We start from the raw sequence: 24,581 nt of genomic DNA, 5'->3' as shown, positions 1-24,581 counted from the left end.
GAATTCCTATTCCTCGGGCGCAACGTAACGCGGGAAGACCGGCGACGGCTTTTCAAGCGGCGTGCCCGATTTCAACCGGCCCGTCTTTCCCAAATGCGCGAAATCGCGTTCTGTTTCCGGGATTGACACCAGGTCGAGCAATTTCGCCGCCGAGGCCGGCATGGCCGGCTGCAGCAGGATCGAGACCTGGCGCACCACTTCCGCCGTCACGTAAAGGACGGTTGCCATACGGTCCGGATCGGTCTTGCGCAGCGCCCAGGGTTCCTGCCCGGCAAAATAGCGGTCAGCCTCCGAGACGAGCCCGATGATTGCCGCCATCGCCCGATGGATCGCGAATTTGTCCATCGCCTCGCGGACCGTCTCGATGACGCCGTCGGCAGATGCGAGCATCGCTTCGTCCTCGGCCGTCAGCGGCCCGCATTCCGGGATCTTGCCGTCGCAGTTCTTGGCGATCATCGACAGCGAGCGACTGGCGAGATTGCCGATGCCGTTGGCGAGATCGGAATTGATGCGCGTGCCGATCGCCTCGTCGCTGTAGCTGCCATCCTGACCGAAGGACACCTCGCGCAGCATGAAATAGCGGATCTGGTCGAGGCCGAAATGCTCGACGAGATTGAAGGGATCGATGACATTGCCGACGGACTTCGACATCTTCTCGCCCTTGTTGAGAAGAAAGCCGTGGGCATAGACCCGCGCCGGAAGCGCAACGCCGGCCGACATCAGGAAGGCCGGCCAGTAGACCGCGTGAAAGCGAATGATATCCTTGCCGATGATATGAATGCCGGGCCAGTAGGACCACATCGGCCCGGTTTCGTCCGGAAAGCCGAGCGCGGTGATATAGTTGGTCAGCGCGTCGACCCAGACATACATCACATGGTCGGGATCGCCGGGCACCGGCACGCCCCAGTCGAAGGTCGTGCGCGAGATCGACAGGTCCTTGAGGCCCGACTTGACGAAGGAGATCACCTCGTTGCGGCGTTCCGCCGGACCGATGAATTCGGGGTGGTCGTCGTAATATTCGAGCAGGCGCTCGCCATAGGCCGACAGTTTGAAGAAATAGCTCTCCTCCTCGACCCATTCGACCGGGGAGCCGAGCGGTTCGCGGCGCACGCCGTCCTCGCCGAGCGTGGTCTCCCCCTCGTCGAAATAGGCCTCCTGACGCACCGAATACCAGCCGCCATACTTGCCGAGATAGATGTCGCCGTTTTCCTGCATACGCTTCCAAAGCGCCTGCACGGCCTTGCGATGGCGCTCTTCCGTGGTGCGGATGAAATCGTCATTTGAGCAATTGAGCGTCGCGAGCAACCCGCGGAAAACAGCCGAATTGCGGTCCGCCAGTTCGATCGGCGCGATGCCTTCCTTCTCGGCGGTCTGCTGCATCTTCTGGCCGTGCTCGTCCGTGCCCGAAAGGAAGCGCACATCCATGCCGTCCAGCCTGCGGAACCGCGCCAGCGCGTCGGTCGCGATCATGGTGTAGGCATGACCGATATGCGGCGCGCCATTGGGATAGAAGATCGGCGTTGTGATGAAATACTTGTTGTTGTCGCTCATTCCGCTGTCCGTGTGCATGGCTGTCGCGGAGCCGCTTCGCTCCGGGGACGTTCCTGATAATGCGGGCAAGCCGGCATCCGCTGGAAACCGGGACCGGTGCTTGAAATCAGACCGGTCTTAACGCCCCTCCATCAGCGCATCAAGTCAAACCTGCGTCAGGCGTCGGCGCCAGAAGGTTCGAGCGCTGTTCTCAGCCGCGACAGGAGGTCGAGCGCCAGCTGCCTGCGGTCAAGATTATAGGCATCGGCCTCAGCGACATCGGCGGCGATCTCGGAGGACAGGCCGGCCAGCCGTTCGGCGAGACTGAGATTGCCGGCAAACGCCGCCCCGCGCGCACGCACCTTGATGTCCCCGTCGACATGGCCGAGAAGAAAGTCGAAAACGGTCTCGTTCTCGCGCTTCGACACCGTGTCAGCGAGCTTGTGCATCACGAGGCGTGCCTCGGCGGACGTCCCCTTCAGCACGGCGTCATAGGCATCGATGATCTCCAGTCCGCCGTAATTGACCAGCTTCAGCGCCTCGGCCACGCTGCCGTTTGCAAGCGCCGCCATGCGCTCTTCATCCTGTCCGCGCGCAGAAAGACCGAGCGCGCCGAGCGCCGCCTTCAGGTCTACCGCTGCCAGCGGCCGCAGGCGCAGCGGCAGGCAACGCGAACGGATCGTCGGCAGAAGCCTTCCCGGCGCGTGCGAGATCAGCAGGAACATCGCGTTTTTCGGCGGCTCCTCGAGAATTTTCAAAATGGCATTGGCGGCATTGCGATTGAGGTCGTCGGCCGCGTCCACGATGACGATGCGCCAATTGCCCGTTCCCGAGGTCTGGGACAGGAAGTGCCCTGCCCGGCGCACCTCCTCCACCGTGATCGCCGTCTTCAGCTTGCCGCTCTTTGAGTCCACCGGGCGCTTCAGGTGCAGGAGATCGTGCGACGCGCCGGCGATGATCTGGCGCGTCAGCGGCGAGGCGTGATCCGGCGTGATCAATTGATCCGGCGCATCGGCGGGATGGGGAAAATGCAGCACATGGTTGGCAAAGCGAAAGGCAAGCGTCGCCTTGCCGATGCCGGCCGCCCCTTCGAGAAGAAGCGCGTGATGCCCCTTGCCGCTGCGATAGGACTGGGCGAGATAGGCTTCCGCCTCGCCGTGGCCGAAGAGATGGCGATTGCGCGAAGGCTCGACGGCGCCCTCCAGAAGAAGCTCGTCAGCCATCGGCGCCGCCCCTGAGACTGCGGGAGGCAAGCGCTTGCGACACGACCCGCCAGACCACCTCGGCAACGGTTTCAGGCGTGGCCGCGGCATCGATGACCCGGCAGCGCTCCGGCTCGGCCTCGGCAATGCTTAAAAACGCCTGTCGGCGCGCCTCGTGAATGGCGATGTCGTCCTTCTCGAAACGGTCCGGGGCACCGGCAAGCGCGGTCTCCGGCAGCCGCCTGCGTACCCGCTTCAGCCCTTCCAGGGCATCGAGGTCGAAGATCAGCGTCAGGTCGGGGCGAACGCCGCTGACGGCAACCCGCTCCACTGTGGCGACGAATTCCGGGGCCAGCACGCCGGAGGCGCCCTGGTAGGCCCTTGAGGAATCCATGAACCGGTCGCAGAGCACGATCTCTCCGGCGGCGAGCGCTGGACGGATAATTTCCTCCACGTGATCGTTGCGGGCGGCGGCAAACAGCAAAACCTCCATGCCGACGCCGAAAGGCTCTGCGGCGCCGGAGAGCAGAACGTGGCGCACGGCCTCCGCGCCGGCCGAGCCGCCGGGCTCGCGGGTGACGCGCACCTGATGGCCGAGCTTGCCGAGGCGTTCTGCGAGCAAGCGGATCTGCGTCGATTTCCCGACGCCTTCCCCGCCCTCGAAACTGATGAAAATGCCTTTTTCAGCCATGCCGCTCGCTGCCTTTGTCCCGACCATCGCCGGTTTAGAGGAATTCGGCGGCCGGAAAAAGCCCTGCGGGCGCAGGACCTTACTTTTTAAACGGAATGGGGGCGACGACGGGCAGGCTCGCATCGTCGGTCAGGATCGATTCCGCCGCCTGGCCGGCTGCGTTTGTCGGCGCGTCCGGCACGCTGTCGACGAGCGCCAGCGCCTCCTGCGGCGCCTTTGCGGAGGCGACTGCCGCGACCTTCATATTGGCCGCCATTGCCGCCGGTTTCGTCTCGGCCTTGTTGTCGACAAGGGCCATCAGGGTGTTGGAACGCTCGGCCGTCGGCTTCGTCTCCACCTGCGCAAGCTGAACCCCGCCTTCGCCGAAGCGGGCGGGATCGACACCTTCCGGCACAACCTTTTTCTCGTATGAAGCGAGAAGATAGTCCATGTCATCGGGCGACTGCGGCGCGGGACCGATATAGTCGATGCGCACATCGGCAACGCCCTCTCGGGTCATGTCGAGCATTTCCGCCGCCTTTTTCGACAGGTCGATGATCCGGCCGGAAACGAAGGGGCCGCGGTCGTTGACGCGCACGATGACGGAGCTGTCATTCTTCTTGTTGGTGACGCGCACATAGCTCGGCAGCGGCAGCGTCTTGTGGGCCGCCGAAAGGTGGTTCATGTCGTAGGTCTCGCCATTGGCGGTGCGCCCGCCGTTGAAGTTCGGACCGTACCAGGAGGCGAGCCCCTCCTTGGAATATTTCTCGACATGTTTGGGCGTGTACCACTTGCCCTTCACCTGATAGGGCTTGCCGATCTTCTGATAACCGAGACTGGTGGAAGTCGCGGTTTTTTCCGCGGCGGTCTCCGTGGCGTCCTTGACGTCATCCTTGGTCTTGTCGGATGTATCTCCAGTGGTCGTGCAAGCACTCAGCATGGCTGTCACGGCCAACATTGCGACCGAAGCGGATAACCGGAACTCTCTCATGCCAGCAATTCTTCCATTTGTCTTGACCGGCCGGCGGAAAAACCTCGCCTGAAACCGCCATCTTGAAATTTGGATATCGTCCCCTATCGAGAGACTTCGTGGCCTCTTTAAGGCGCGTAGCAAATTCGCCCGCCCCATTCAACCCGTAATTGCCGAAAGCCCGGCAGCCACAGCCTTCATCTCGGCATATTGGCACGGACGGGTTGATACGGCATTGACCGGTGCAAGAAAGCGGTGATAAAGCGCGGAACGCTGCATCGACGGTGGTCGCACAATCCGCTAACCGGGATCGCAGCGGAGGAGTGGCCGAGCGGTTTAAGGCACCGGTCTTGAAAACCGGCGTGCGTGAAAGCGTACCGTGGGTTCGAATCCCACCTCCTCCGCCATAGGACTTTCAGGCATTTTCAAAATAAGCGATAGAAAACAATTTGTTAGGTTAATATCCCCGATTTCAAAGCCTTTCATTCTTCGTTTTCGCTACACAATATGCTACACATTCCGCTCCACAATGACTACGGGAGCGCGCGATGTCGGTCATGCGACGAGGTTCGGTATTCTATATCCGGCGGCGTGTTCCGGCGCGGTTTGCTGCGGTCGACACCCGCGATGAGATCTGGCTGAGCCTCCACACCGATTCCGAGACACAGGCCAAGGCCAAGGAAGCTTTGATCTGGGCCGAACAGATCGAGGCCTGGGAGGCCCGGCTTGCAGGTGACACGGAGGATGCTGAGCTGCGGTTTCAGGCTGCCACGGAGCTGGCCCAGCGCCGTGGCTACCGCTACCTGACGGTCGAGAAGGTGGCCGCACTCCCCAGAGCCGAACTTCTTTCGCGTATTGAAACGGTCGATGCGCAGAGAAGCGAGCCGCAGGAGGCTGCGGCGCTGCTTGGCGGTGTTGCCGAGCCGGCAATCACAGTCCAACGAGCGCTGGAGCTTTACTGGCCGCTGGCCAAGGACCGTATTGTTGGAAAGAGCGAGGACCAGCTGCGGTGCTGGAGAAATCCCCGGATCAGGGCCGTCAAGAATTTCATCGATGTCTGTGGCAACCTCGCGATCAACCAGATTTCTGGCGACGATATGCTCGATTTCCGAGCGTGGTGGGTCGAGCGGGTTGATGCTGGAGAAGTCTCTCCCGATACGGCCAACAAGGACTTCACCCATCTGGGAGACGTGTTGAAGACCGTCAACCGGATGAAGCGGCTGGGGCTTGTTCTGCCATTGACGGATCTTGCGCTGAAGGCAGGCGAAGCCAAGACCCGACCCCCGTTCTCCCGGGCATGGATACGTGATGAACTGTTACGGCCGGACGCGCTTGATGGGCTGAATGAGGATGCTCGTGCAATCCTGATTGCCATGATCAATACGGGAGCCAGGCCGAGCGAGCTTGCCGCGCTGACGCGAGATGAGATCCACCTTGATGCCAATATCCCGTACATTTCGATCGAGCCCATCGGACGGCAACTGAAGAGCAAGAATGCGCGGAGAGTTATCCCCTTGCTTGGCGTTTCACTGGAGGCGATGCGGCAATTTCCTGATGGCTTCGAGCGATACCGGACAAAGTCGGCAGGGCTGAGCGGGACCATCAACAAGTATTTCAGGGAAAATGGCCTGCGCGAAACACCGGCACACACCCTTTACTGCCTGAGGCATTCATTCGAGGACCGCATGCTGGCGGCCGGCATTGACGAACGGATCCGCCGGGATCTGATGGGGCATGCACTCTATCGCGAGAAGTATGGTGCTGGCGCGAGTCTGGAACAGATGAGCGAACTACTTCAGCCGATCTCATTTTGAGCGAGCAGTAACCTTGCACGATTTACGGCACTGTTCGACGTCTTTTCTTTCTCACGCTCGATCTCCCGCTCGAGACGCTCGAAAATCGGCACGTAGACCGGGTCCGTGTCGATCAGCCTTGCCACAATCATCAGGGCGTCCTCCAGCCGGGCAAGCTCGTCCTGCCCTGCAGGCGAGCAGGAAGACGGTCGGCGATATTGCCGACCTTCCGTCCCATGCAATCGGGTCTGCTCTTCCTGTCCCTGCGCCATAGGCCCCACGCCAATGCCTTCCTGCGGCATGACTTTCGTGTTTTCTGATGAGCCGAGTCTGACGGGACGGGAGAATTTTATCCATTCCAAAATTCACGCCAAATAACTGAAAATGTGGATAGATTCCGGAATTGTTATGAATTATTCGTCGTCGAGCGAGCATGACCGTTTCTGGCCGTGAAGGGGCGTTCGCTGGGACGCGTTTCGGCGATGTCTGATATAAACCGGATACGGAGCCTAGACCTGTGCAATCTGGGCCGTTTCTCCATGCTGCGTCGGGCTATCTGACCCGACGCCGTCGCGGTATGCACAAAGCGATTCCCGGTCGTTCCGGCTGCGCACTGATTGACTGCAGGCTGTCGCGCGGCGCGACAATCAAGATGAGATTCCGCGACAAACAGAATGACATGTTGCGTTGTGGGTGTGTCTGAGGAAGGTCGTAGCCTGACCGGGGGTAGCGTCAGTCACGAACAATTTGCCCAGACGGATGAAAGGCGGACTTTTGTTACCACCGCATCCTCAACGCGTCGGCGTCGGTGGATAGGCAATTTTTCTTTCCGTTTTGTTTTTTCACAGAAATCGAGCACTTTTGATTCATCAAGGCTCCTCGCACGCCGGGGGTAAAATTCCCTTTGAACCGGAAAGCGGATGAAGTTCATGGCTGGACGCCCAAGAAAAGCCGAAGCGGAAAAGAGCAAACAGAGGGAGGTCTGGATTGCAGATTGTCGTTGGGAGGAGATCCGTAAGGAGGCAGACGATGCAGGAATGTCGATCTCAGCCTATCTCCGCCAGAGGCGTACTGACCGCCCGATCAGCGCCAGGCAGGGATTGCTGATCATCGAGACCTTGCAAGCTATCCGGGATCGGCAGGACCATCTTGTCGATGTGATTGATAGGAACGGCGGGAATGCTGAAGTGCTTCAGGCGCTTCTCCGACTTGAGCGTGCCTATGATCGTGTCGTTGACGGCTTGGTGTTCCGATGATCCTGGGATGGTCGCCGCATAGCGGAGCGGATCTGCGGAGCAACCTGATGGCAGCGATCCGGTATCTGATCGCGCAGCGCGTAACCAAGGACATGAACGGGCAGCGCCTTTCTGTTCTCCGCGACCCTGCGCCGGAAGTCCTGATCAGTGACCCGCGGCTCGTGCTGGCTGCGATGCAGCTTTTGGAGACCAAGCATCGCTATTCGGTAGCGACCCTATCCTTTGATCGCAGCGATATTGATGTCGCCGCATTCAATGCCGGTGATGCCGCCTCGCGAATGCAGGTTGGCCAGACATTGAACCTCTTCTTCAATGTGGCCTATGCCGGGCTGCCGCAGAGAGCCTGCCTTCATCCGCTTGTCGGCACGCACACGCATACCGGCCGACTGGAGGTCAATATCATGCTGCCTCGGGCGGTTTTGAAAGCAGATGGTAGCCCGCGCGCCTATAACGCCAATCCGCCCGGGAAAGTCAGTCGCGGCCTTTGGGATTCCTTTCGTGATACGGTCAATGGTCGTTTCGAGTCGGCAGACCCTCTTTCACCGCTGCGAAAGCGTGATTTCGCAATGACCGACAGGCAGCTAAAGCAAAGACGCGAGGCCGAGCGGAATGGCAATGATCCTGGCGCCGATATGCGTGACAGGATCATCGAGATTGCCGCAGCTCGTTTTGACTATACCCGCATATTTTCACGGGAAATGCTTCTTGATGCGATTGCGCCGGAGCTGTCTGAGCTCGGCATTCGCGTCAAACGCAAGAATCTTCGTACGACAACGTTCACAGGACCCGGTCTGGAACGTGATATCCGGTTGTCCGGCTATGCCTTTTCAGATCTCTTTCGCGAGGAAGACCCGCGACATAGCCTGTCGATGGGCGAGCGTCTGATCGAAAGAGCGGACGAGCTCCGGCGGGCGCCATCACTTTTGGCCGAGGGAATGGAAAGGCGTGCGGCGCTCAATCGGTCCCGGTACCACTATCCGGATACGGTGCTGGAACGACCCGGTGATATTCTACGCGGACCAGGACTTTCACTGCCGGCCTGCCATCAGGGCCATCTGGCGCTTTCCGGCACCTTGTTCAGGCAGAGGTTCAAAAGAGCTGCAAGCCATATCTGGACAGAGCGGGACGGCGAGACAGCGCCATGGTCGGAAGATCTCCGGATATCGAGCGACCTCGATATGCATCAATCACCGTTGTCCGCAGACGCCAGATCAGCGGGAACGAACAAGATCACGCGTCGGATCGGAGAGCTGTTCAGGCGCCTGCTCGGCCGCCTGATTGAACGGCAGGCGTCTCACCTTTTGGCGAAGTCGCTTTTGCGCCTTGATCAGGCACGGTGGAGATCCCTTGAAAAACGATTGGAGTCAATGAATGGAAAAGAGGAAGGAAGCGCAGGTGAACTGGGAGGAGCTCGGTCGGGACATCAAGCGCCTGACCGCGCTGATCGACCCGCTGGAAATGCTTTTGATGCAGGAGAAAAATCCGGATATCTCGGCCCGGATCGAGCGGTTCATCGACCAGATCCAGCGCGTGGCGGACCAGATGGATCGCGCGGTGACGGCGCTGGAGGCCGATCAGGAAACGCGGCAGAAAGTGAAGCATATCGAGACGCAGATCCTGGCGCAGACACAAGATATATCGGCAATGAGAAACGATCTTTCAAAGGTGTTGGCGGCGCTGGGCCAGCCGCTGGGAACGTAATAGCACCGCCGACAAGGGCAGAGCTGATCCGGAGAGTGGCGGAGGCCGCGGCACAGCGCGGTCAACCCATGCCGCGTGTCAGTTTCGTTGTCTATCAGGACCAGGAGATGCTTCGTGGACAGACCCCCGATGGCCACTTCCTATATGACGGATACCGCGTATTGGACATCGACCGCGACGGCCTTGTGCGTGAGTTGAGGGTTGGGGCAGTGGAGACGACATCACCATTCGAGAATGATGCCCCCGATTCCGCGCCTGACTTGCCGGAATTGTGATATCGGCTCTCTTGGGCAGGGTTAGTCCCCTTCGATCAATCTATTTTCTTTCTTGATGGATTGGTTCCGCCTCTGGCGGAACATTCCAGCCCCTTGCCTGGCCGCGAAGCGGAGTACTGGCTGGAAGCAGCATGCGGGGACCGCATGCTGCCGCGGCATTGCAATAACGCCCTGGCGACGCCAGCGTCGCCAGGGCGTGTCAGAACGGATGCCGCCTTCATTCCCTGAAGAAGAGGAACACGGTTTCAGCAGGATGTCTTTTCCTGGATGGGTACGTCAGCTCCCTTTTTCGTGTCATCTTCATCCGCCCTTGTTCCTTGTTGGTGTGGCGCTGAAGCCTTCGACTGTACGATGACATCGCTTAGGAGGTTTTGGAGCGGGCCACCTGTTAGCTCACGTTCATGGACCAGGTTACGCGCCATCCGCGTCAGGACCTCCTGATGGGCCGCAAGGATTTCGGAGGCGTGTTGCTCCGCCTGCTCCAGGCGGGCTCGAACGCGACGGCGCTGATCGGGATCGCGCAAGGAGATGGTCGCGATATCGCCGAGCCAGGTTGGTCCGTGTTCACCGATACCAAAATTGGTGTCGATCCGGAGGGCCAAAGCTGTCGCCTGCTCGAGATCGGAGCCGACCGGTCCACCGGCGCCCGACGACATATTGCCGAGGATCAGCATTTCTGCCGCACGGCCGGCCATCAGACAGGTCAGAGCGCTTTCGATATCGCAGATCCGCCCCTGGGTCGGCATTCGGTCGATGACGCTCACGCCGCCACCGCCCACCAGTGCCACGCGCTGGACGGTTCCCATTCCCAGCGCCTGCGTGACAATAGCGTGGCCGGCTTCATGCACGGCGATACGCCAGTCGCGTTCCAGGTCCTGCGATGCCGGGGACGGAAACACACGCTCCAGATCGGCAAGCGAGAGCGCGCGATTTGCGGCGCGCGCCAGAGTTCGTGCCTGACGCACCCCGGCATCGATGTCGGCCACCGTCATTCCGGTGCTTCTGCGCGCCAGCGCATCCAGATCCTTAGCGACTAGAGCGTCGTGCTCGAGCTTCTGGCGCAGCATGGAGAGGATTCCTTCACGATCTGGCCGTGGCATCTCGATCTTCAGGTCGAATCGTCCTGCCCGCAACAGTGCCGGATCGAGTGCGTTCGGATCATTGCATGCGCCGAGAAGAATGATACCTTCGCTTTGCATGATCAGATCGATTTCTTCGAGCAGACCGTTGATAGCCTGTCGACGGTAAGATCGGGCATGCCCGTCATCATCGAAGCGACTTCCTGCACTGTCGATTTCATCGAGAAACAGGATTGTTGGTTTGCGCGCTCTGGCGTCGGCGCACGTCTTTCGCATGGCAGCGAGAAAATCTCCGAGGTGTCCTTTGCTTTGCCATTCCGAGAAACTCGATTGCACGAAATACGCAGCCGTGCTGTTACCCATGGCGCGGGCAAGATAGGATTTTCCGGTTCCAGGCGGGCCATAAAGCAACATTGAGCGGGTCATGTCCTGCCACTGACAGTCACCAGCCTGCCAGCGTTTCAGGTCGTCAACCATCATCCGGGCCGCAGCAAGCGCCGGTGCATGGCCGGAGATATCCTCGAGCGTCGGACCGGCCTTCCGGTCAGAACGAGCGACGCTTTTCAATCGCGCAAGGGCTTCGGCAGCGGTTGCCTCGCGCAATGCAGCGCTGATGACGGCAAAGGGCGCGTCACCGATATTGTCCGGCAGTTGCAGCGCCGGATCGGCTTGTCCGTTGATACAGTCCGGATAGCGATGCCGGAAATGAGCACTCATGATGGCCCTGTCCAGGCTCGCAAGATGAACACGAGCAGGCAAGGCCGCCTGAAGGTCCGGGCTGAGACGGATCTGGTCGGGCATCAGGACCAGGGTCGGATATGCGAGATCGAGCGCATGCTGAATTTCCTCCTCGAGATCGCGGACCGCATGGCGCGCCGAAATGCTGTCGCCATCGGCTGCCGGTGCCAGCAGCAGGAAACCGTTCTCCGCCTGTTTCAGGAATGCGGGATCGGATGCCGCAAGGCGACCTGCCGGCATCATGACTGCTGTCATGATCCGCTTGATCATGCTGATCTCTCCGGGGCGCATACCGCTCAGGCAGTTGAGCGCCCGGGGAGCCAGGACCCCGTCCTCGAACGCATTCTCGCTCTCCCAGGTTCTGGCAAGGCGCAGCGCCAGCGATACCGCCCGTTGCGGCAGGTCCGGCGGCTCGATGGACGGCGCTTCCATTTTGTCAGGAATGTCGAGAGCGCTCTCATCCCATCTGTCGTGGTACTGCCGTTTGCGGCCAAGCTTTCCGGATGACGTGCCGTGAAGTCCGTCGAATTCAGGTGACACTCGCATTCTGGCAATGAGACTTTCGGCATAGGTGATCCATGCGGTCATGACATACCTCTTGAGGTTTTGGGCGGAACGTTTCCAATCCGGAACGCGCGAGCAATCATCCGGAAAGTCCGCTTCAGGGAACCGAGGATTGCTCATATGCTTTCCGGATTACCTTGCCGGCAAATCCGGAATGCGGCTGGACTTGATCCGGAATGGTCTGCGGGCGAATCCGGAAATCAGCCATTCCGAAGCGGCATTCCGGATTCAGGGAAACTTCCGGTTACCTGTTCCGGAATGGAGCATTTCCGGGTGGTTGAATGAAAATCTATTCCGGATCAGTTCTGCGTTCCGGAATTCGGCTTTCGGTTTTCGGCGGTGGATCTCACCTTTGCGCCGACCGTCTCCAGCAACGTCAGGATGTTCGGCAAGATCGCCGGCCGGTAGATCTCCGAGACGACATTGATCCAGCCGGCAAGTTCGCCTGTCGGGACAACGGCATCCGGAAAACGATGGCGGACCGTGTTATGGAGCTTCTTCTCGACCTTCTGCGCCTGATGCCCGGTCGGCATCGCCAGTTGGTGGAGGATCCGGGATGATATCTTCTTCGAAAGCCCGAGTTGCCAATGAAGTCTGGATTCCGGATTTTTCGAATAGCCCAATTTGATGTAGGTGCCCTTGTCCGGAACAACGAACTCCATGACATAGATGCTGCTGGGCGCCGCTGACCAGACCTCTCCGCAGCGAGCGCAGCCGAAACGGCCCGTCTCCAGGTTTGCGACCGCAATGCGTTGCTCGTGGCCACATCCCTCCTGGTGCCGGAACACGCGATAATTGGCGCTTCCCTCCGGATCCGGGCCGACGAGCGTCCAACCCCGTTTTGCTGCCAGCCCCGAAATCTTTGCCGTGTGGCATTCCGGGCAGCGGTAACCGGGGCGGCCGGGGACGCGTCCGTCGCGAGCCAGACGCGAAACGCGTCCGAACTGCAATGAGACAACATGACCGCACGGCAATCTGTAGGATCCGTATTTGTGGTTCGTGTCATCCCGGCCGAGCAGCGTGTAGCCGCAGGCGGCAGCTTCCGTTTGGCGGCGATGGTCAAGGCAGGCGGCACATTGCGGCCGGGCCGTTCGAACGACGTAGGCTTTCTGAAACGTCTCGGCGCCACAGGTCATGCACTCCAGCGCAACATGATAGCGGTCCCGTACGCGCCGGCTGATGATGAAGCCTTTTTCGATGGCGGCGATTTGCCAGGCTTGCGGAATTTCGTCGTCATAGGTGGACCAGGCCGATACCGGCACATGACGTGATCGGTGAGGAACATATGGTTGTTTATGTTTGCGTGGCAGACGGCCGCGGCTGTTTTTCTCGGACATCGGTGTCCTCCATTTGAATAGGCATGACTTGGCACTCCCGCGTCCAACGCATCGTTGACGGCGCGGTGTATCCGGAAAGTCCGGGTCACTTATTCGGAAAGAGGCGAAGGAGGATCTCGGAACGGCTGCCGCTAAAGCGTCGGCAGTCCGAGTGCGGTTTCGCCCGGCGGTGCGCTCAGTTCAGCGTCGGCTGTTCCGGAACGTCGGTCCTGTCCTGCAGACTGTCGGGCTGCAGGCGATAGAGCTCAAGCTGAAGCAGTCTGGACAGTACGTCCCGGCCGTGCCTCGCCAGCGCCATATCGGAGGCGGTGCGATGAGGCCCACGAAAGCCGAGTTCCCCGGCATATCGCAGAGCATTGCCGCGGGCGGCATATCGCCCTGCCATTGTCTCGGCCCCCATAAGGTCATCGAGAATGAAGGCGAGTTTCTGCGGCATCTCATCCGAGGGATGGGTGGCCGTAAGAGCGATCATCTCGCGGACGGTATCGGAGAGCGTATCGCCGGCAGCTTCGGCATCATGCAGCCATGCTGCGAATGCCGGATCGAAAACGGCTTTGCCCTCGATCGCGCTTTCGGTCTTCACGACCACGCTCATATGCTCAAGAAGCTTGGGGAAAAGCCGGGTGATTGGTGATGCGCCCCGAGCGCATGCATCTTCATTCGCCGAAGCCGGCGTGCTACGAGCTTTAATAGCCATTTGAACCTCTTACTCAGGTTTAGTGGTTAGGACGCTGGTCGAGGGCGGGAACCCTTGCCAGCGTCCGCAGTTTATGACATAACGACTTAATGATGTCAACATCAATAAGTGAGAGTTTTATGGCGCCACCCAGAAAAGACAATGCTGTTATGACGCTGCGACTATCGCAGGCGCTCTTGAAAAAGATTGATGACCGCCGCCGCAATGAAGCGGATATTCCCACTCGGCCTGAAATGGTTCGGCGAATACTCGAGCATTATTTCAAAGGCTCATGAGGGGGCTGCCGGAATGTAGGACCGCGAAAAGCTTGCGCGGCCTTTGAGGCGATCCCCTTCACGCCTGTCTACCGAACGAACGAAGCAGGTGCCTATGCATTTTTGGTCAGAGTGAGCCCCTGCCTAACAATGAGAAGGCGGTGTCGAGCGACTAATGGCGAACTGCTGCAAAGTTTTCCATTGCTGCGCCGAGGTTCTCTACTATTTCTTCAAGCAGAATGTCAGGCTCTGGCAGGCTATCGAGATCAGTCATTGAGCTATCTTTCAGCCAGAAGACATCGAGGCTTGCTTTGTCTCGCGCGAGCAGTTCCTCACGACTGAAGGCGCGCCAACGGCCATCGGGGTTCTCATCTGACCATGTTGCGGTCCGCTTATGCCGGTTGTCCGGGTTGTAGCAGGCGATGAAATCCTGAAGGTGGGTATAAGTCATCGGTTTCTGCTTGAGCGTATGGTGCACATTCGTCCGATAGTCGTAGAACCATACCTGTGAGGTCTGAGGGTTCTTGCTGGCAGCCCTGTTGTCGAAGAAAATGACATTCGCCTTCACGCCCTGCGCATAGAAAATTCCTGTCGGCAGGCGTAGAATCGTATGCAAGTCGGTGTTTTGCAGAAGTTTCCGGCGGATGGTTTCACCGGCCCCGCCTTCAAAAAGCACATTGTCCGGCACAACGACCGCGCCGCGCCCTGTGGTCTTCAGCATTGTACGGATATGCTGAACGAAATTGAGCTGCTTATTCGAAGTCGTGGCCCAGAAATCCTGACGATTGTAAGTCAGTTCCTCGGTTTCTTGCTCCCCTTCTGCATTCGTGAATGTCATCGAGCTTTTTTTGCCGAATGGAGGGTTGGCCAAAACCAGGTCCACGGTGTCAGAAGGTGATGAGATAAGAGCATCAGCAGGCGACACACTAGGCTCACCCGACATCTCTCCAATGCCATGGAGGAACATGTTCATCAGGCAAAGGCGTCGCGTGCCTGCGACAATCTCGTTGCCGCAGAATGTATCGTTTTTCAGGAATTCTTTCTGTTCACGGTTGAGCGCATAGTTCTCCGGATCCGTTAGGTAATCATGCGCAGCCAGGAAGAATCCGCCCGTTCCGCAGGCCGGATCCGCAATCGTTTCGCCTGGCTTGGGCTGCACACATTCGACCATCGCCTGAATGAGCGAACGCGGCGTGAAATATTGCCCCGCTCCAGATTTTGTGTCCTCGGCGTTGCGTTCCAGAAGGCCTTCGTAGATATCGCCTTTCACGTCGGCACCCAGCATGATCCATTTGGTGCCATCCACCATATCGATCAGCCTGAACAGCTTGGCAGGATCCGTGATTTTGTTCTGCGCCTTGGTGAAAATCTGCCCCAGCATGCCTTTCTGCTGACCCAGTTCGCGAAGCACTTTCACGTAATGTGCTTCAAGGTCGGCTCCGCGCAACGCTGTCAGACTTCCCCAGCTATAGACCTCCGGCACGCCCACATCGCGATTGTATGGCGGTTTCGAGTATTCGTCGGCCATCTTCAGGAAGATGAGATAGGTCAGCTGTTCCAGATAATCGCCATAGCCAACGCCATCGTCACGGAGCGTTGTGCAAAAGGACCAGACCTTTGAGATGATCGGTGCGGTATTCACTCTGTATCCTTTCACACGAGTTCGTCGTGATCCGTTCCCTGCGCAGAAGATCTATCCGCAGCCGACTGGTCGAACTGTGGGGCTTTTTCCATGGCGAGCTCAACCAACTCCAGAAGCTTTGCCTTCCTCGCGGAAAAAAAGCTGGCAAACGCATCGGACCGAAGCTCCTGCACCGGAATACGGTGTGAGTCGAGGATGGCATCCATCTCCGCATCATCGAGACCAACATTCTCATGTGCCTGGAGCGAAACAAGGTATTCGGAAGGAGCCTTGCGGCCGATCATTCGGTTGGCCTTATAGGAAATGGGGGTCTTGTTGACGATAGAGTTAAAGATGTTTGGGGAAATGCCGGCATCTTCACACCATGCTCGCGGAAAGATATGATGAATATCCAAGGCAATATCTTCGCCGTCGAGCTCCTGAATGCTCGCTTTCCAGAAGAAGTCCTTGGCTCCTTCCCGAAGAATCAGAACATTCAATCCCTTGTAGGCGGCGCTGTTTCTTGATCGAAGGGTATCGAGGCGGCTTTCCTGGAAGGCAGCATCACTAATGGTGCGCGGAATGTCGCCGGCTTCCCCTCCATCAATTACCCACCGCATCAGTTCTTCATAGTCGTTGGCAATACGTGTTTCGACGGCACCGCCATAAAGCTCCCCCAGGACCCCGCACCAGAACCAGCGGGACAAGCGGTCGTAGACCTTGGGCTCAAGCCAACGGTTCTCGATCTGCGAAAGAACCGCGGCCAATGGCACCAGCTGTGTACGATAAGGTAGTTCGTGTCCGGCGAAGAAACACTGCTTGCGCATGAACTTGGCAGCCAATATGAAGCCACTTTCGACAGCTGGACCCCACGTCTGATAATCGCTCAGCGACAATGACAGGACTGCCGCCCTTTTTGCGCTGACGGCAGACACCTGTTTTCCGGTCTTACCCGCGGCGATATCTGCTTTTCGACGTTCGGAACTCTGCAAGATCGAAATCGCCTGCAGAAAATCTGTCGGTTCGATCCCCTTGAGGATCGGTTCCCTCGACAGACGTTCTGCCTTGCCTTCGACGTTCCTCAGAAGGCTACCGTACCAGTCATCACGGAGATTAAAATTCTCTGCCGCGAAGGTCGCGGTCACCAGCTCGAAAACCGACAAGGGAACGCCTCCGGTGTTCACCTTCTCGAAGACAAGGCACACCGCTTCCTTCGAGGTGGCCTTGCCCAAGGTAATCGCTGGCAGCTGGTAGCTGCGGAAAGCCGCCAGGACTTGCTTGCGAAACTTCATGAACTCACCGAAACGTTCAGGAGCGTGCTCATGCAAAGCCTCCTCCCACTCGTCCGAGCTCAGGATTTGGGAGCAGGGAAAGTGGAAGTTCTTGATTTCCAACTCCGTGGACGACAGATCCATCACGATATCTCTGTCGAAATTCTGTTTGATCTTACGGTCAGCGGGAACCGAGACAAATGCGTCCTCGATGCGGTCTTCCTCAAGCGCCAGGGAAATGTCGATGTAGTAGTGCCGATCCATGCGCCTGCCCTTCGCATCGAAGGTTTTCACTGGCTTGTCCAGGGCCAGGACCTGGGTGAGCGAGGTCAGGCGTTGCTGTCCGTCGAGGATTAGCTTTTCCGGCTCTGGCAATTTTCCATTGAACTCGACATTCTCAACCGGTCGCACCTGGAAACGCACTTCGCCCCCTGTATCCAGCATCATAACAGCGCCGACCGGAAACGAGCGGGCGATCGAGATTAGCAGCGATCGCACATGCTCGTCGTCCCAAACCCATCCGCGCTGGAAATCAGGAAGCTGGATGACCCCATCGGTGATGTCCTTGAGGACCTGAGGAAGCGGAAGTTTTGTGCTGTCGAATGTACTCATTCTATGTCCCCCCTTCGCGCGCAGCTGAACAGACTGCGAAATTTCTTATCAAATATTTGTTTCTTCAGAGACCGCCCGAAGCTGTGAAGCTTCCCAGTCGCCGTAGTTCTGGTGTGTGCCCTCAAGAATCCAACTCTTGGGGCCGGAGGCTGGACGGCCGGAAACGACGGCGGCCGCCGCGCTGGTGCTGTTGAAGACATAGCTTCGTGAAAAAACGCGCATCGAACCTTGTGGCTGCAAAACACCCTGATCAACCAGTTCACCATACAATTCCTCGTAGGTGGCGTGTTGCGCCGTGCTGGTCCATTTGCCGCGCGCCAGAGAGCCTGCTTCAACAATGAACTTGCCGTCCTCCCATCGCGCACGGGCTTTCACCCCATGGCGTGGCACTTCAAAGGTGAAGTACACGGCGCTCGCTTTGGTCGGCGCCGGTGCGGCTGGGCTGTCATCCTTGGTTTGCTCGGATAGGAAATCGAACCGCAGCGCAGGCAGCACCAGATAGATATTTTCCAGAAAATCTTCCATATGAGCGCGGGCGGCCTCGCTCAGCGGGCTTGCCGTGGCGCCCTGCCCGTTTTCCAGCGCGATCTTGTTGATTTCCCTGGCGTCTGAAAGCATCCGATGTTCAAGATATCGGGCATGGGCCTTGTTCAAAGGCTCCCCGCCTGATGTGATCAGGATCGCCACATCCCACCAGTCCTTTTCCGAGGCGTGCTGGGTCAAGCGCTTTTTTAGCTCGTCGGTTTCGCCGATATAGGCAGTTGCCCTACCATCCTTGTCGCCAACAAGGATGTAAACGCCCGTGCGCCCCGCCTCCGGGCGCGAGATCGCCTCTTTCAGCTGCGTGCGCTGCGTTACCAGAACATGGCCGGACCACTGGAATGGTATCGCGGCCGTGACCATGCCGTCGGGCGTGCCGTCGACGAAGAACAGCTCGATGGAGCGACCTTTCTTCTTGCTCATGCGATTGCCTTCGTTTTACGGGTCACCTTCGCTCTTGTGATCTTTTCGGCCTTGATGCGGGCGAGAAGGTCAGCGGCGGGCTCATCATTCGGGTCTTGCGGAACGAGCTTGCCGGAAAATGCCTGTTTCAGGATGGACTGGCGCAGAACGTCGGCGCGGTTGAGGCCAGCGTCGATCTCGGCCTCCAGCGCATCAGCGGCGGAGAGACGATCGTCGAGGATGCGGGTGATCTCGGCTTGTTCTTCGACACCATAAAGCGGCAGAGGCATCTTCCTGATGTCCTCCAAATGAAGATGCCTCACCGCGACGCCCTTTTCCGCATGGGAAATAAAATAACTGTTTGCAATATGATATACAGCGTACGCGACAAACCGGCTCTGCATTGGCGGCAAAACGGGGATGTTGGCAACACTTTCGAAGAGAGAGAATGACGTCGCAGTATCAACCACTGCGACCCGACCGATTGCTCCACTTTTGGTCAGAAGCACATTGCCCATTTCAACATTGCATCTCTTTGACATTTCAACGTGCTGCGTCTTATCGACAAAACGTGTACTGGAGAAGTCAACCTTGAAGTCTCGGATGTCCTTGGCGGAAATAAAATGGATCCCCGTGTCTGTATATGTAGGGGTCTTGTGAGTGCCATCCGAAATCTGGCCTGACAACTGATTGCAAGCGACCCACGATGTCGATCCAGGAAGCTCTGGCAACTTTTCCAGCCATTCCTTATCCATGAAAGCTTCTGCTTGTCGCCTCGGCTTCGCGGGTCTCTTCCCCTTTTCGCCGTGCTCGCGCCAGTCGGACAGGGCATTTTGCCAGTCGTCGAGGGCGGCTTTGTAGCGGGCGTCGCGTTCAGATCGGATGCGGGCCAGAAGGGTTTCCGGGCTTTCAAGCTTATCAGCGTTGCGGGCGCGCCAGTCGGCGGTCAGGCGGCCCTCAAAAGCGGATTTGAGCAGGGATTGGCGATAAAGGCCAAGGGACGCCCTCGCCTTCTTCAGGTTCTCCACCCCATGGTCGATCTCGTCGAACATCGCCTCGATCCGCTCCACGATCCGGCGTTGTTCGTTCATGGGCGGGACAGGAAACTTGCAACGTTTGAGGAAACCGAAGTGGCGGGAATACCCACGGTTCGGGAGCCTGATCGCAAAATAGAGATGATAGGCGTAGCGGGGCTCGATACCATCTTTTGTTAAAAGGAGTTTCGTCCCATCCGCGCCAGGCGCAAAAGCCCCTTTGACAAACTTCATGCAGCGCGTGTGATCCCCGAACACCAGAACTGGCTTTGGGGACCTGATGAGCGTTGTTTCATCGTCTGTGAAACCACCGATGAAGTCGGCACCCTGATCGATTACTGGCCAAGTGCCAGACTTCAGGTAGTTCTTTGCAGGGACCTTCTTTCCAGTTGAGGCCACGGTTTCGAAAAACTCGTCGAAATTGGCGATTGCCCAGTGATCTGCAACCTTGGGTGTGACAGGTGTCCACTCGTCGGCGACGAGGTCTTCGGTATTCGTCATGCCGACAGCGCCTCATTCATCTCGGTCATGACATCCTCCATCTGATCCCCGAAGAGTTCGTACATCTGCCCCATCCCGCCTTTGGCGTCAAAGGGGGAAAGCTCCAGATCATCACGCTCGATGGTGAAAGAGCTGATCAGGTGATCGCGGATCATGTGCAGCCAGTCCATCTGGGCATCGGAGAACTTCGTCCCCGCACCGGAGTGCCGCTGCATGATCCAGTTCTGGAAATTGCGACGCACGCGGTCAGAGTTGCGGGTCAATGTCTCATCCAGCCCCGTCACCCGCCGGATCAGCGCGACCAGCGCGGTCAGGTCACCGGTTGGCGTGCCACCCTTGTATTCGTCCAGATGCGCATAGGCGCGCCAGACATTCAGCGGCGCAAGGCGGGGACGATCCTCGGTCAGCTTCTTCAGCACCACCTTGATCATCGACAGCGTAACCTCGGAACGCCTTGCCGGTGTGTTGAAGTAAATCGTCAGCGCCTCGATCTCGTCGCGGTGTTCGTTGAGGTAATCCTCGAAGTCCTTGGCAATGGCTTTGGCGTTCTCATCGGCATCGCCGGCCCACGCGGCGGTGATCACCTCGTCGAGCGTGTCATGGTCGATGGTCTGTTCGGTGTCACGGCGGATGGTATCAAGCGTATTGATCAGCGGACCGGTGAAGACGTTGGCGGCCTCCTTGATGCGGTTCTCCCGCGCGGTATTCATGGCAGCGTCATCGGGCTCCAGGTGGCCAGCAGCCTTGGCGTCGGCCTCGACCTTGTCCGGGTCGATGGCATCGAAAAGATCGCGGATAATGGCGGACAGGGACTTGCCTGCAATTTCGGTGACCTTTTCCTGATCCTCGATGGTCAGCTTATGATCCAGCCGCGACAGCCGCCCGGCCAGAGAACTGACGGTTTCCTCCGATCGATCGCCCATCATCAGGTTCATGGCCAGATCCTTGAACGGGATCGAGGGCTTGCTATCGAGCGGCTGGCTGGCGGTTTTCACCGATTTGGTGACGCCAACCGCATCGACGATGACATAATGGGTTTTCGCCTTTGCCGAGGGCGAGACCTTTTTCAGATCATCGGGTTTGAGCACACGGGTGCCCCTACCCTTCATCTGCTCGAAATAGTTCTTCGATTTCACGTCGCGCATGAAGAGCAGGCATTCAAGAGGTCTCACATCGGTGCCCGTGGCGATCATGTCGACGGTGACTGCGATGCGCGGGTAATATTCGTTGCGAAACGCGGTGAGCGACGATTTCGGGTTCTTCGCGCCGTTGGTGATCTTGCGGCAGAACTCATTGCCCTCGCCGAATTCCTCGCGGACGGTCTGGATGATATCATCGGCGTGACTATCGGTCTTGGCGAAGATCAGGGTTTTCGGGAGTTCATCGCGCTCTGGGAAGATGTCGCGCCATTGATCGCGGAATGTGCGGATCACCGTGCGAATCTGGTCGGGCGCCACAACGGAACGGTCAAGTTGGGTGGCTGCATAGGCCTCGTCCACATCCTGGGTTTCCCACCGCTTGGCGCGGGTGGCCCGCTCGCGTTTTTCAACCAGCTGTTCGGCCTGCACGGTCCCGCCGCCCCTGGTCACTTTCGTCTCGATAACATAGACATCATTGCCAACATTCACCTTGTCGGCGACCGCTCTTTCATGCGTATATTCGCTGACCACGTTCTTCTTGAAGAAACCGAAGGTGCGGTTATCCGGGGTCGCGGTCAGCCCCACAAGGAAGGCATCCCAGTATTCGATCACCTGACGCCACAGATTGTAGATCGAGCGGTGGCATTCATCGATCACCACGACGTCGAATGTTTCCGGTGGGAGCTTGGGATTGTAGACAACGGGCTTCGGCGTCTTAGGCCGAAACGCCTGCTCGGCAGGGTTTTCCTCTTCAAAGCTTTCGTCGAGGTCTTCGCCTTTCAGCGTGGCATACATGCGCTGGATCGTCGAAATCACGACCTGCGTGTCACCGGCCATCGAGGGAGATGTGAGACGCTGGACATTGTAGAGCTCGGTGAACTTGCGATTGTCGTCATTGGGAACATAGGCCATGAACTCCTGTTCGGCCTGTTCGCCAAGGTTCTTCGTATCGACGAGGAACAGGATGCGGCGCGCGCCTGCGTGCTTAAGCAGGCGATAAACCTCAGTGATCGCCGTAAATGTTTTGCCGGACCCGGTCGCCATCTGAACCAATGCACGAGGCTTACCGGCCTGAAGCGAGGCTTCGAGATTGGTGATCGCAGTGATCTGACAGCCGCGCAGGCCGTCGGTGTTCAGTTCAGGCAGGTGACTCAAGCCGGTGCGGAAGGAAAACGGGGCATTCGACCAGGCTTTTAGCGTTTCCGGGCGGTGGAATGTGAAGACTTCTCGTGATCTCGGAGACGGATCGCGACCATCGGTAAACCGCGTGATCGTTCCTGTACTCTCGTAAACAAAAGGCAGCGACTTTGAATTACTGACCCATTTCAGCTCGGCGTTGGCATAACCAGCGGACTGTTCCTCCACCGTGGTCAACTTCTCTCCCCAGGATGAGGGCTTTGCCTCAACAACGCCAACTGCCTCTCTATCGACAAACAGCACGTAATCCGCCGGACCAATTTCGGTTTGATATTCACGAACAGCAACGCCAAGGCCCGCATTGAAATTCAGGTCGGACTTGTCCTGTACCACCCAGCCAGACTTCGAAAGTTGCTGGTCGATCGCGTCACGAGCGATCTGTTCCGGGGACTGATTAACGGACGTGGTCATTGTACACCGTAGGTAACTCAAGCTGCACAATGCTATAGACGCACAACCTTCGCAAGCGTCTAAGACCGAAGTTACTGAAAAGCAGCGCTAAAGCAGGACCCGCTTTGGAAACGAAAATGCCGCAAGATCCGATATCAAATGGTCCAGTGTTCAGAGAGCAGAGCAACGGTCGAGCACGATGATGCTGCGAAACCCGCATCAGTCGGACAATAGAAAGTCTGGCCACAAGGAGCGGTCCGGAAGACTTGCGGTTGGAAGGCTCGGTCTGGCCAGTTTATCTTCGGACCTCTCCATGACAATGAGAGCAGCGTCGTGCGCGGAGAGCAGGTTCTCAAAGTCGCTCGGATTCTTCGCACACGCAATCACCACGCTGCTTCCGCCAGCCTTCAACGCAACACGCATGATATCGTTGCGAATCATTTCGAAGGCCAGATCTTCGCGCCCCTCCAGTGCGTCGAACTGGCCCCCTTCCTGCGGCTCCTCAGAACCTTTGACGAGCCTGTCATGCAATAGATGCAGTTCACTTTCATCACTTTCTTGGGGCCAGAGCACACTGTCGGCGAGGTTGCGCTTGCTGCGCATCAGGTCCTGCAAAAGACAATCGAAAGAGCCGCGACCAAGCTTCGGGTGGATGGCAAGTGGGATGTGAACGGTCACCGGCTTAGTCTGTCCAATACGATGTGTACGATCGTTGCATTGCTCTTCCTCAGCAGGCCGCCCGGCCACTGGCGGTGATGAGCGCGCCGTCCGGAACACAGCCGCGAAGCGCGCGACAGCGTGAAGACATGAACATTTCAGCGTTAAAAATGGCGATATAAATCAACACCATCCAAAAAATGGCTAAAATATGGCAATTTTAGGTTGTCAGTAAAGTTAACATATGCTGAAGTATAGATACATTCATAAAAGAAGCTAATTGATATTCATGGAGTTAAGGCCGCTTTACGGTTTTTTCGGAGGAATATTTTGCTTAAAATAAATAAGATGATTTTGTGCTTTTGCCTCACAGGGTGCACGCTTTCCGATGCCGTTCAATACGATGTGTCGGCCTTAAACGGGGCTGAGCGCGAAAAAAACGCGCTTTATTGCCGGAAGAATCCAGCTCCCTCTGGGTCAGAGAAGGGCTCGGATGCTGCGGGGACGGCCAGCAAAAAGACATGTGAAGACCCGAACAAACGGGCCCGTGATGACGAGATAGAATATATGGCGGTGATAAAACAGGCCAATCTGCTTGCCACGGAATATCGGCGCGGCGCGGCCGCAGCCGCACGGGGGCAGGATGTGGGCGCGGTCGGTATTATACTTTCAGCCGGCACCGCCGCCGGCGGCCTGTTGTTCGGCTCCAGTCTGAATTTGGTGAAGGGCGCGGGGCTCGGCGCGGGGTTGATGAACTCGAATATGTCTTATTTTAAGCCTCGCCGAGCACAGATCTCTCTGCTGAGCGCCGCGGATCAGGCCAATTGCGTCGCGGACGCCGGCTCGCCGAAGCCACTTAACGATGCGGACCTGGCCGCAGGACGGCTTAAGATTGAAGCGGCGCTTGGCAAAATTCAAAACGCGCTCATGCTTTCCCTTGTGAAAGATACGCCTGACTATGATGCGTTGGTTGATGCGCTGTACAAGATCGGCACAGCCGGCGCCAGCCGCCAGGCGATCACGGCAGCCGAGAAAACGGGTAACTCGCTCAATGCACTGAGTGCGCGGATCGATGCCTGTTTGTCGCCGATCTGACCGGGCAGCCTCATCCGTCACAAAAAAAGCAAGGCGCGTGCGTAGCGCCGGGAATG

The 24,581-nt window shown here is 58.1% G+C and carries 18 protein-coding genes and 1 tRNA gene; 5 read left to right on the top strand and 14 right to left on the bottom strand.

The genetic code is table 11. The features are described 5' to 3' along the window. Positions 1-6 precede the first annotated feature (6 nt). From metG to FF124_RS20920, 4 genes are all read right to left on the bottom strand, one after another. The gene (metG, locus tag FF124_RS13180; RefSeq protein WP_138748962.1) at positions 7-1,551 is read right to left on the bottom strand and encodes a methionine--tRNA ligase; all 1,545 of its coding nucleotides are present in this window, start codon (positions 1,549-1,551) and stop codon (positions 7-9) included. 155 nt (positions 1,552-1,706) lie between these two features. Continuing rightward, positions 1,707-2,753: a DNA polymerase III subunit delta' gene (locus FF124_RS13175; RefSeq protein WP_138748961.1), complete on the bottom strand. Its 1,047-nt coding sequence runs from the start codon at positions 2,751-2,753 to the stop codon at positions 1,707-1,709. Further along, on the bottom strand, positions 2,746-3,423 hold the full coding sequence (gene tmk / locus FF124_RS13170) for a dTMP kinase (RefSeq protein WP_138748960.1): 678 nt from the start codon (positions 3,421-3,423) through the stop codon (positions 2,746-2,748). The genes FF124_RS13175 and tmk overlap by 8 nt, the downstream gene beginning before the upstream one ends. A gap of 79 nt (positions 3,424-3,502) precedes the next feature. After that, complete coding sequence (locus tag FF124_RS20920) at positions 3,503-4,342, bottom strand: septal ring lytic transglycosylase RlpA family protein (protein ID WP_281285279.1); 840 nt, start codon at positions 4,340-4,342, stop codon at positions 3,503-3,505. 347 nt (positions 4,343-4,689) lie between these two features. Here FF124_RS20920 and FF124_RS13160 point away from each other — a divergent pair. Further along, positions 4,690-4,779, top strand: a tRNA-Ser gene (locus tag FF124_RS13160). A 141-nt stretch (positions 4,780-4,920) separates the two neighbouring features. After that, positions 4,921-6,186: a DUF6538 domain-containing protein gene (locus FF124_RS13155; protein ID WP_138748958.1), complete on the top strand. Its 1,266-nt coding sequence runs from the start codon at positions 4,921-4,923 to the stop codon at positions 6,184-6,186. Here FF124_RS13155 and FF124_RS13150 read toward each other — a convergent pair. Then, entirely contained in the window at positions 6,168-6,467 is a 300-nt protein-coding gene (locus FF124_RS13150) for a hypothetical protein (RefSeq protein WP_138748957.1), read from the bottom strand. The two genes, FF124_RS13155 and FF124_RS13150, sit on opposite strands and share 19 nt — an antisense overlap. A gap of 627 nt (positions 6,468-7,094) precedes the next feature. On the opposite strand from FF124_RS13150, the gene FF124_RS13145 reads away from it, so the two are divergent. Together FF124_RS13145 and FF124_RS13140 are read left to right on the top strand one after the other, a co-directional pair. Next, positions 7,095-7,421: a plasmid mobilization protein gene (locus tag FF124_RS13145; protein WP_138748956.1), complete on the top strand. Its 327-nt coding sequence runs from the start codon at positions 7,095-7,097 to the stop codon at positions 7,419-7,421. A gap of 47 nt (positions 7,422-7,468) precedes the next feature. Beyond that, a complete protein-coding gene (locus FF124_RS13140; protein ID WP_138748955.1) occupies positions 7,469-9,397 on the top strand; it encodes a hypothetical protein in 1,929 nt (642 codons plus the stop codon). A gap of 245 nt (positions 9,398-9,642) precedes the next feature. On the opposite strand, the gene FF124_RS13135 is transcribed toward FF124_RS13140, so the two are convergent. The 9 genes from FF124_RS13135 to FF124_RS13095 all read right to left on the bottom strand — a co-directional run bounded on the left by FF124_RS13135 (position 9,643) and on the right by FF124_RS13095 (position 23,451). Continuing rightward, a complete protein-coding gene (locus FF124_RS13135; protein WP_187326932.1) occupies positions 9,643-11,802 on the bottom strand; it encodes an AAA family ATPase in 2,160 nt (719 codons plus the stop codon). A gap of 275 nt (positions 11,803-12,077) precedes the next feature. After that, entirely contained in the window at positions 12,078-13,115 is a 1,038-nt protein-coding gene (locus tag FF124_RS13130) for a GIY-YIG nuclease family protein (protein WP_138748953.1), read from the bottom strand. 175 nt (positions 13,116-13,290) lie between these two features. After that, positions 13,291-13,698, bottom strand: coding sequence for a hypothetical protein (locus FF124_RS13125; protein WP_210237469.1), 408 nt, complete (start codon positions 13,696-13,698; stop codon positions 13,291-13,293). A 540-nt stretch (positions 13,699-14,238) separates the two neighbouring features. Next, positions 14,239-15,708, bottom strand: coding sequence for a class I SAM-dependent DNA methyltransferase (locus FF124_RS13120; RefSeq protein ID WP_138748951.1), 1,470 nt, complete (start codon positions 15,706-15,708; stop codon positions 14,239-14,241). 11 nt (positions 15,709-15,719) lie between these two features. Continuing rightward, entirely contained in the window at positions 15,720-17,570 is a 1,851-nt protein-coding gene (locus FF124_RS13115; protein WP_138748950.1) for a GmrSD restriction endonuclease domain-containing protein, read from the bottom strand. A 48-nt stretch (positions 17,571-17,618) separates the two neighbouring features. Continuing rightward, entirely contained in the window at positions 17,619-18,533 is a 915-nt protein-coding gene (locus FF124_RS13110; protein WP_138748949.1) for a GIY-YIG nuclease family protein, read from the bottom strand. Continuing rightward, on the bottom strand, positions 18,530-20,047 hold the full coding sequence (locus tag FF124_RS13105; protein ID WP_138748948.1) for a restriction endonuclease subunit S: 1,518 nt from the start codon (positions 20,045-20,047) through the stop codon (positions 18,530-18,532). Before FF124_RS13105 ends, FF124_RS13110 begins: the two co-directional genes overlap by 4 nt. Beyond that, positions 20,044-22,794 carry a type I restriction endonuclease subunit R gene (locus FF124_RS13100; protein WP_138748947.1) on the bottom strand — a complete coding sequence of 917 codons (2,751 nt, stop codon included), beginning with the start codon at positions 22,792-22,794 and terminating at the stop codon, positions 20,044-20,046. The genes FF124_RS13105 and FF124_RS13100 overlap by 4 nt, the downstream gene beginning before the upstream one ends. 198 nt (positions 22,795-22,992) lie before the next feature. After that, positions 22,993-23,451, bottom strand: coding sequence for a hypothetical protein (locus tag FF124_RS13095; RefSeq protein ID WP_187326931.1), 459 nt, complete (start codon positions 23,449-23,451; stop codon positions 22,993-22,995). A gap of 309 nt (positions 23,452-23,760) precedes the next feature. On the opposite strand from FF124_RS13095, the gene FF124_RS13090 reads away from it, so the two are divergent. Continuing rightward, complete coding sequence (locus FF124_RS13090) at positions 23,761-24,525, top strand: flagellar brake protein (RefSeq protein ID WP_138748945.1); 765 nt, start codon at positions 23,761-23,763, stop codon at positions 24,523-24,525. Positions 24,526-24,581: the final 56 nt, after the last annotated feature.

Origin of the sequence: Martelella lutilitoris (genome assembly GCF_005924265.1) — a bacterium.
Classification (GTDB): Bacteria; Pseudomonadota; Alphaproteobacteria; order Rhizobiales; family Rhizobiaceae; genus Martelella; species Martelella lutilitoris.
This window is presented reverse-complemented; position numbering and strand designations above follow the sequence as displayed.

Coding starts and splice junctions, on each gene's coding strand:
- metG (WP_138748962.1), bottom strand. CDS start 1,551: ATGAGCGACAACAACAAGTATTTCATCACAACGCCGATCTTCTATCCC.
- FF124_RS13175 (WP_138748961.1), bottom strand. CDS start 2,753: ATGGCTGACGAGCTTCTTCTGGAGGGCGCCGTCGAGCCTTCGCGCAAT.
- tmk (WP_138748960.1), bottom strand. CDS start 3,423: ATGGCTGAAAAAGGCATTTTCATCAGTTTCGAGGGCGGGGAAGGCGTC.
- FF124_RS20920 (WP_281285279.1), bottom strand. CDS start 4,342: ATGCTGAGTGCTTGCACGACCACTGGAGATACATCCGACAAGACCAAG.
- FF124_RS13155 (WP_138748958.1), top strand. CDS start 4,921: ATGTCGGTCATGCGACGAGGTTCGGTATTCTATATCCGGCGGCGTGTT.
- FF124_RS13150 (WP_138748957.1), bottom strand. CDS start 6,467: ATGCCGCAGGAAGGCATTGGCGTGGGGCCTATGGCGCAGGGACAGGAA.
- FF124_RS13145 (WP_138748956.1), top strand. CDS start 7,095: ATGGCTGGACGCCCAAGAAAAGCCGAAGCGGAAAAGAGCAAACAGAGG.
- FF124_RS13140 (WP_138748955.1), top strand. CDS start 7,469: ATGGCAGCGATCCGGTATCTGATCGCGCAGCGCGTAACCAAGGACATG.
- FF124_RS13135 (WP_187326932.1), bottom strand. CDS start 11,802: ATGACCGCATGGATCACCTATGCCGAAAGTCTCATTGCCAGAATGCGA.
- FF124_RS13130 (WP_138748953.1), bottom strand. CDS start 13,115: ATGTCCGAGAAAAACAGCCGCGGCCGTCTGCCACGCAAACATAAACAA.
- FF124_RS13115 (WP_138748950.1), bottom strand. CDS start 17,570: ATGAGTACATTCGACAGCACAAAACTTCCGCTTCCTCAGGTCCTCAAG.
- FF124_RS13110 (WP_138748949.1), bottom strand. CDS start 18,533: ATGAGCAAGAAGAAAGGTCGCTCCATCGAGCTGTTCTTCGTCGACGGC.
- FF124_RS13105 (WP_138748948.1), bottom strand. CDS start 20,047: ATGACGAATACCGAAGACCTCGTCGCCGACGAGTGGACACCTGTCACA.
- FF124_RS13100 (WP_138748947.1), bottom strand. CDS start 22,794: ATGACCACGTCCGTTAATCAGTCCCCGGAACAGATCGCTCGTGACGCG.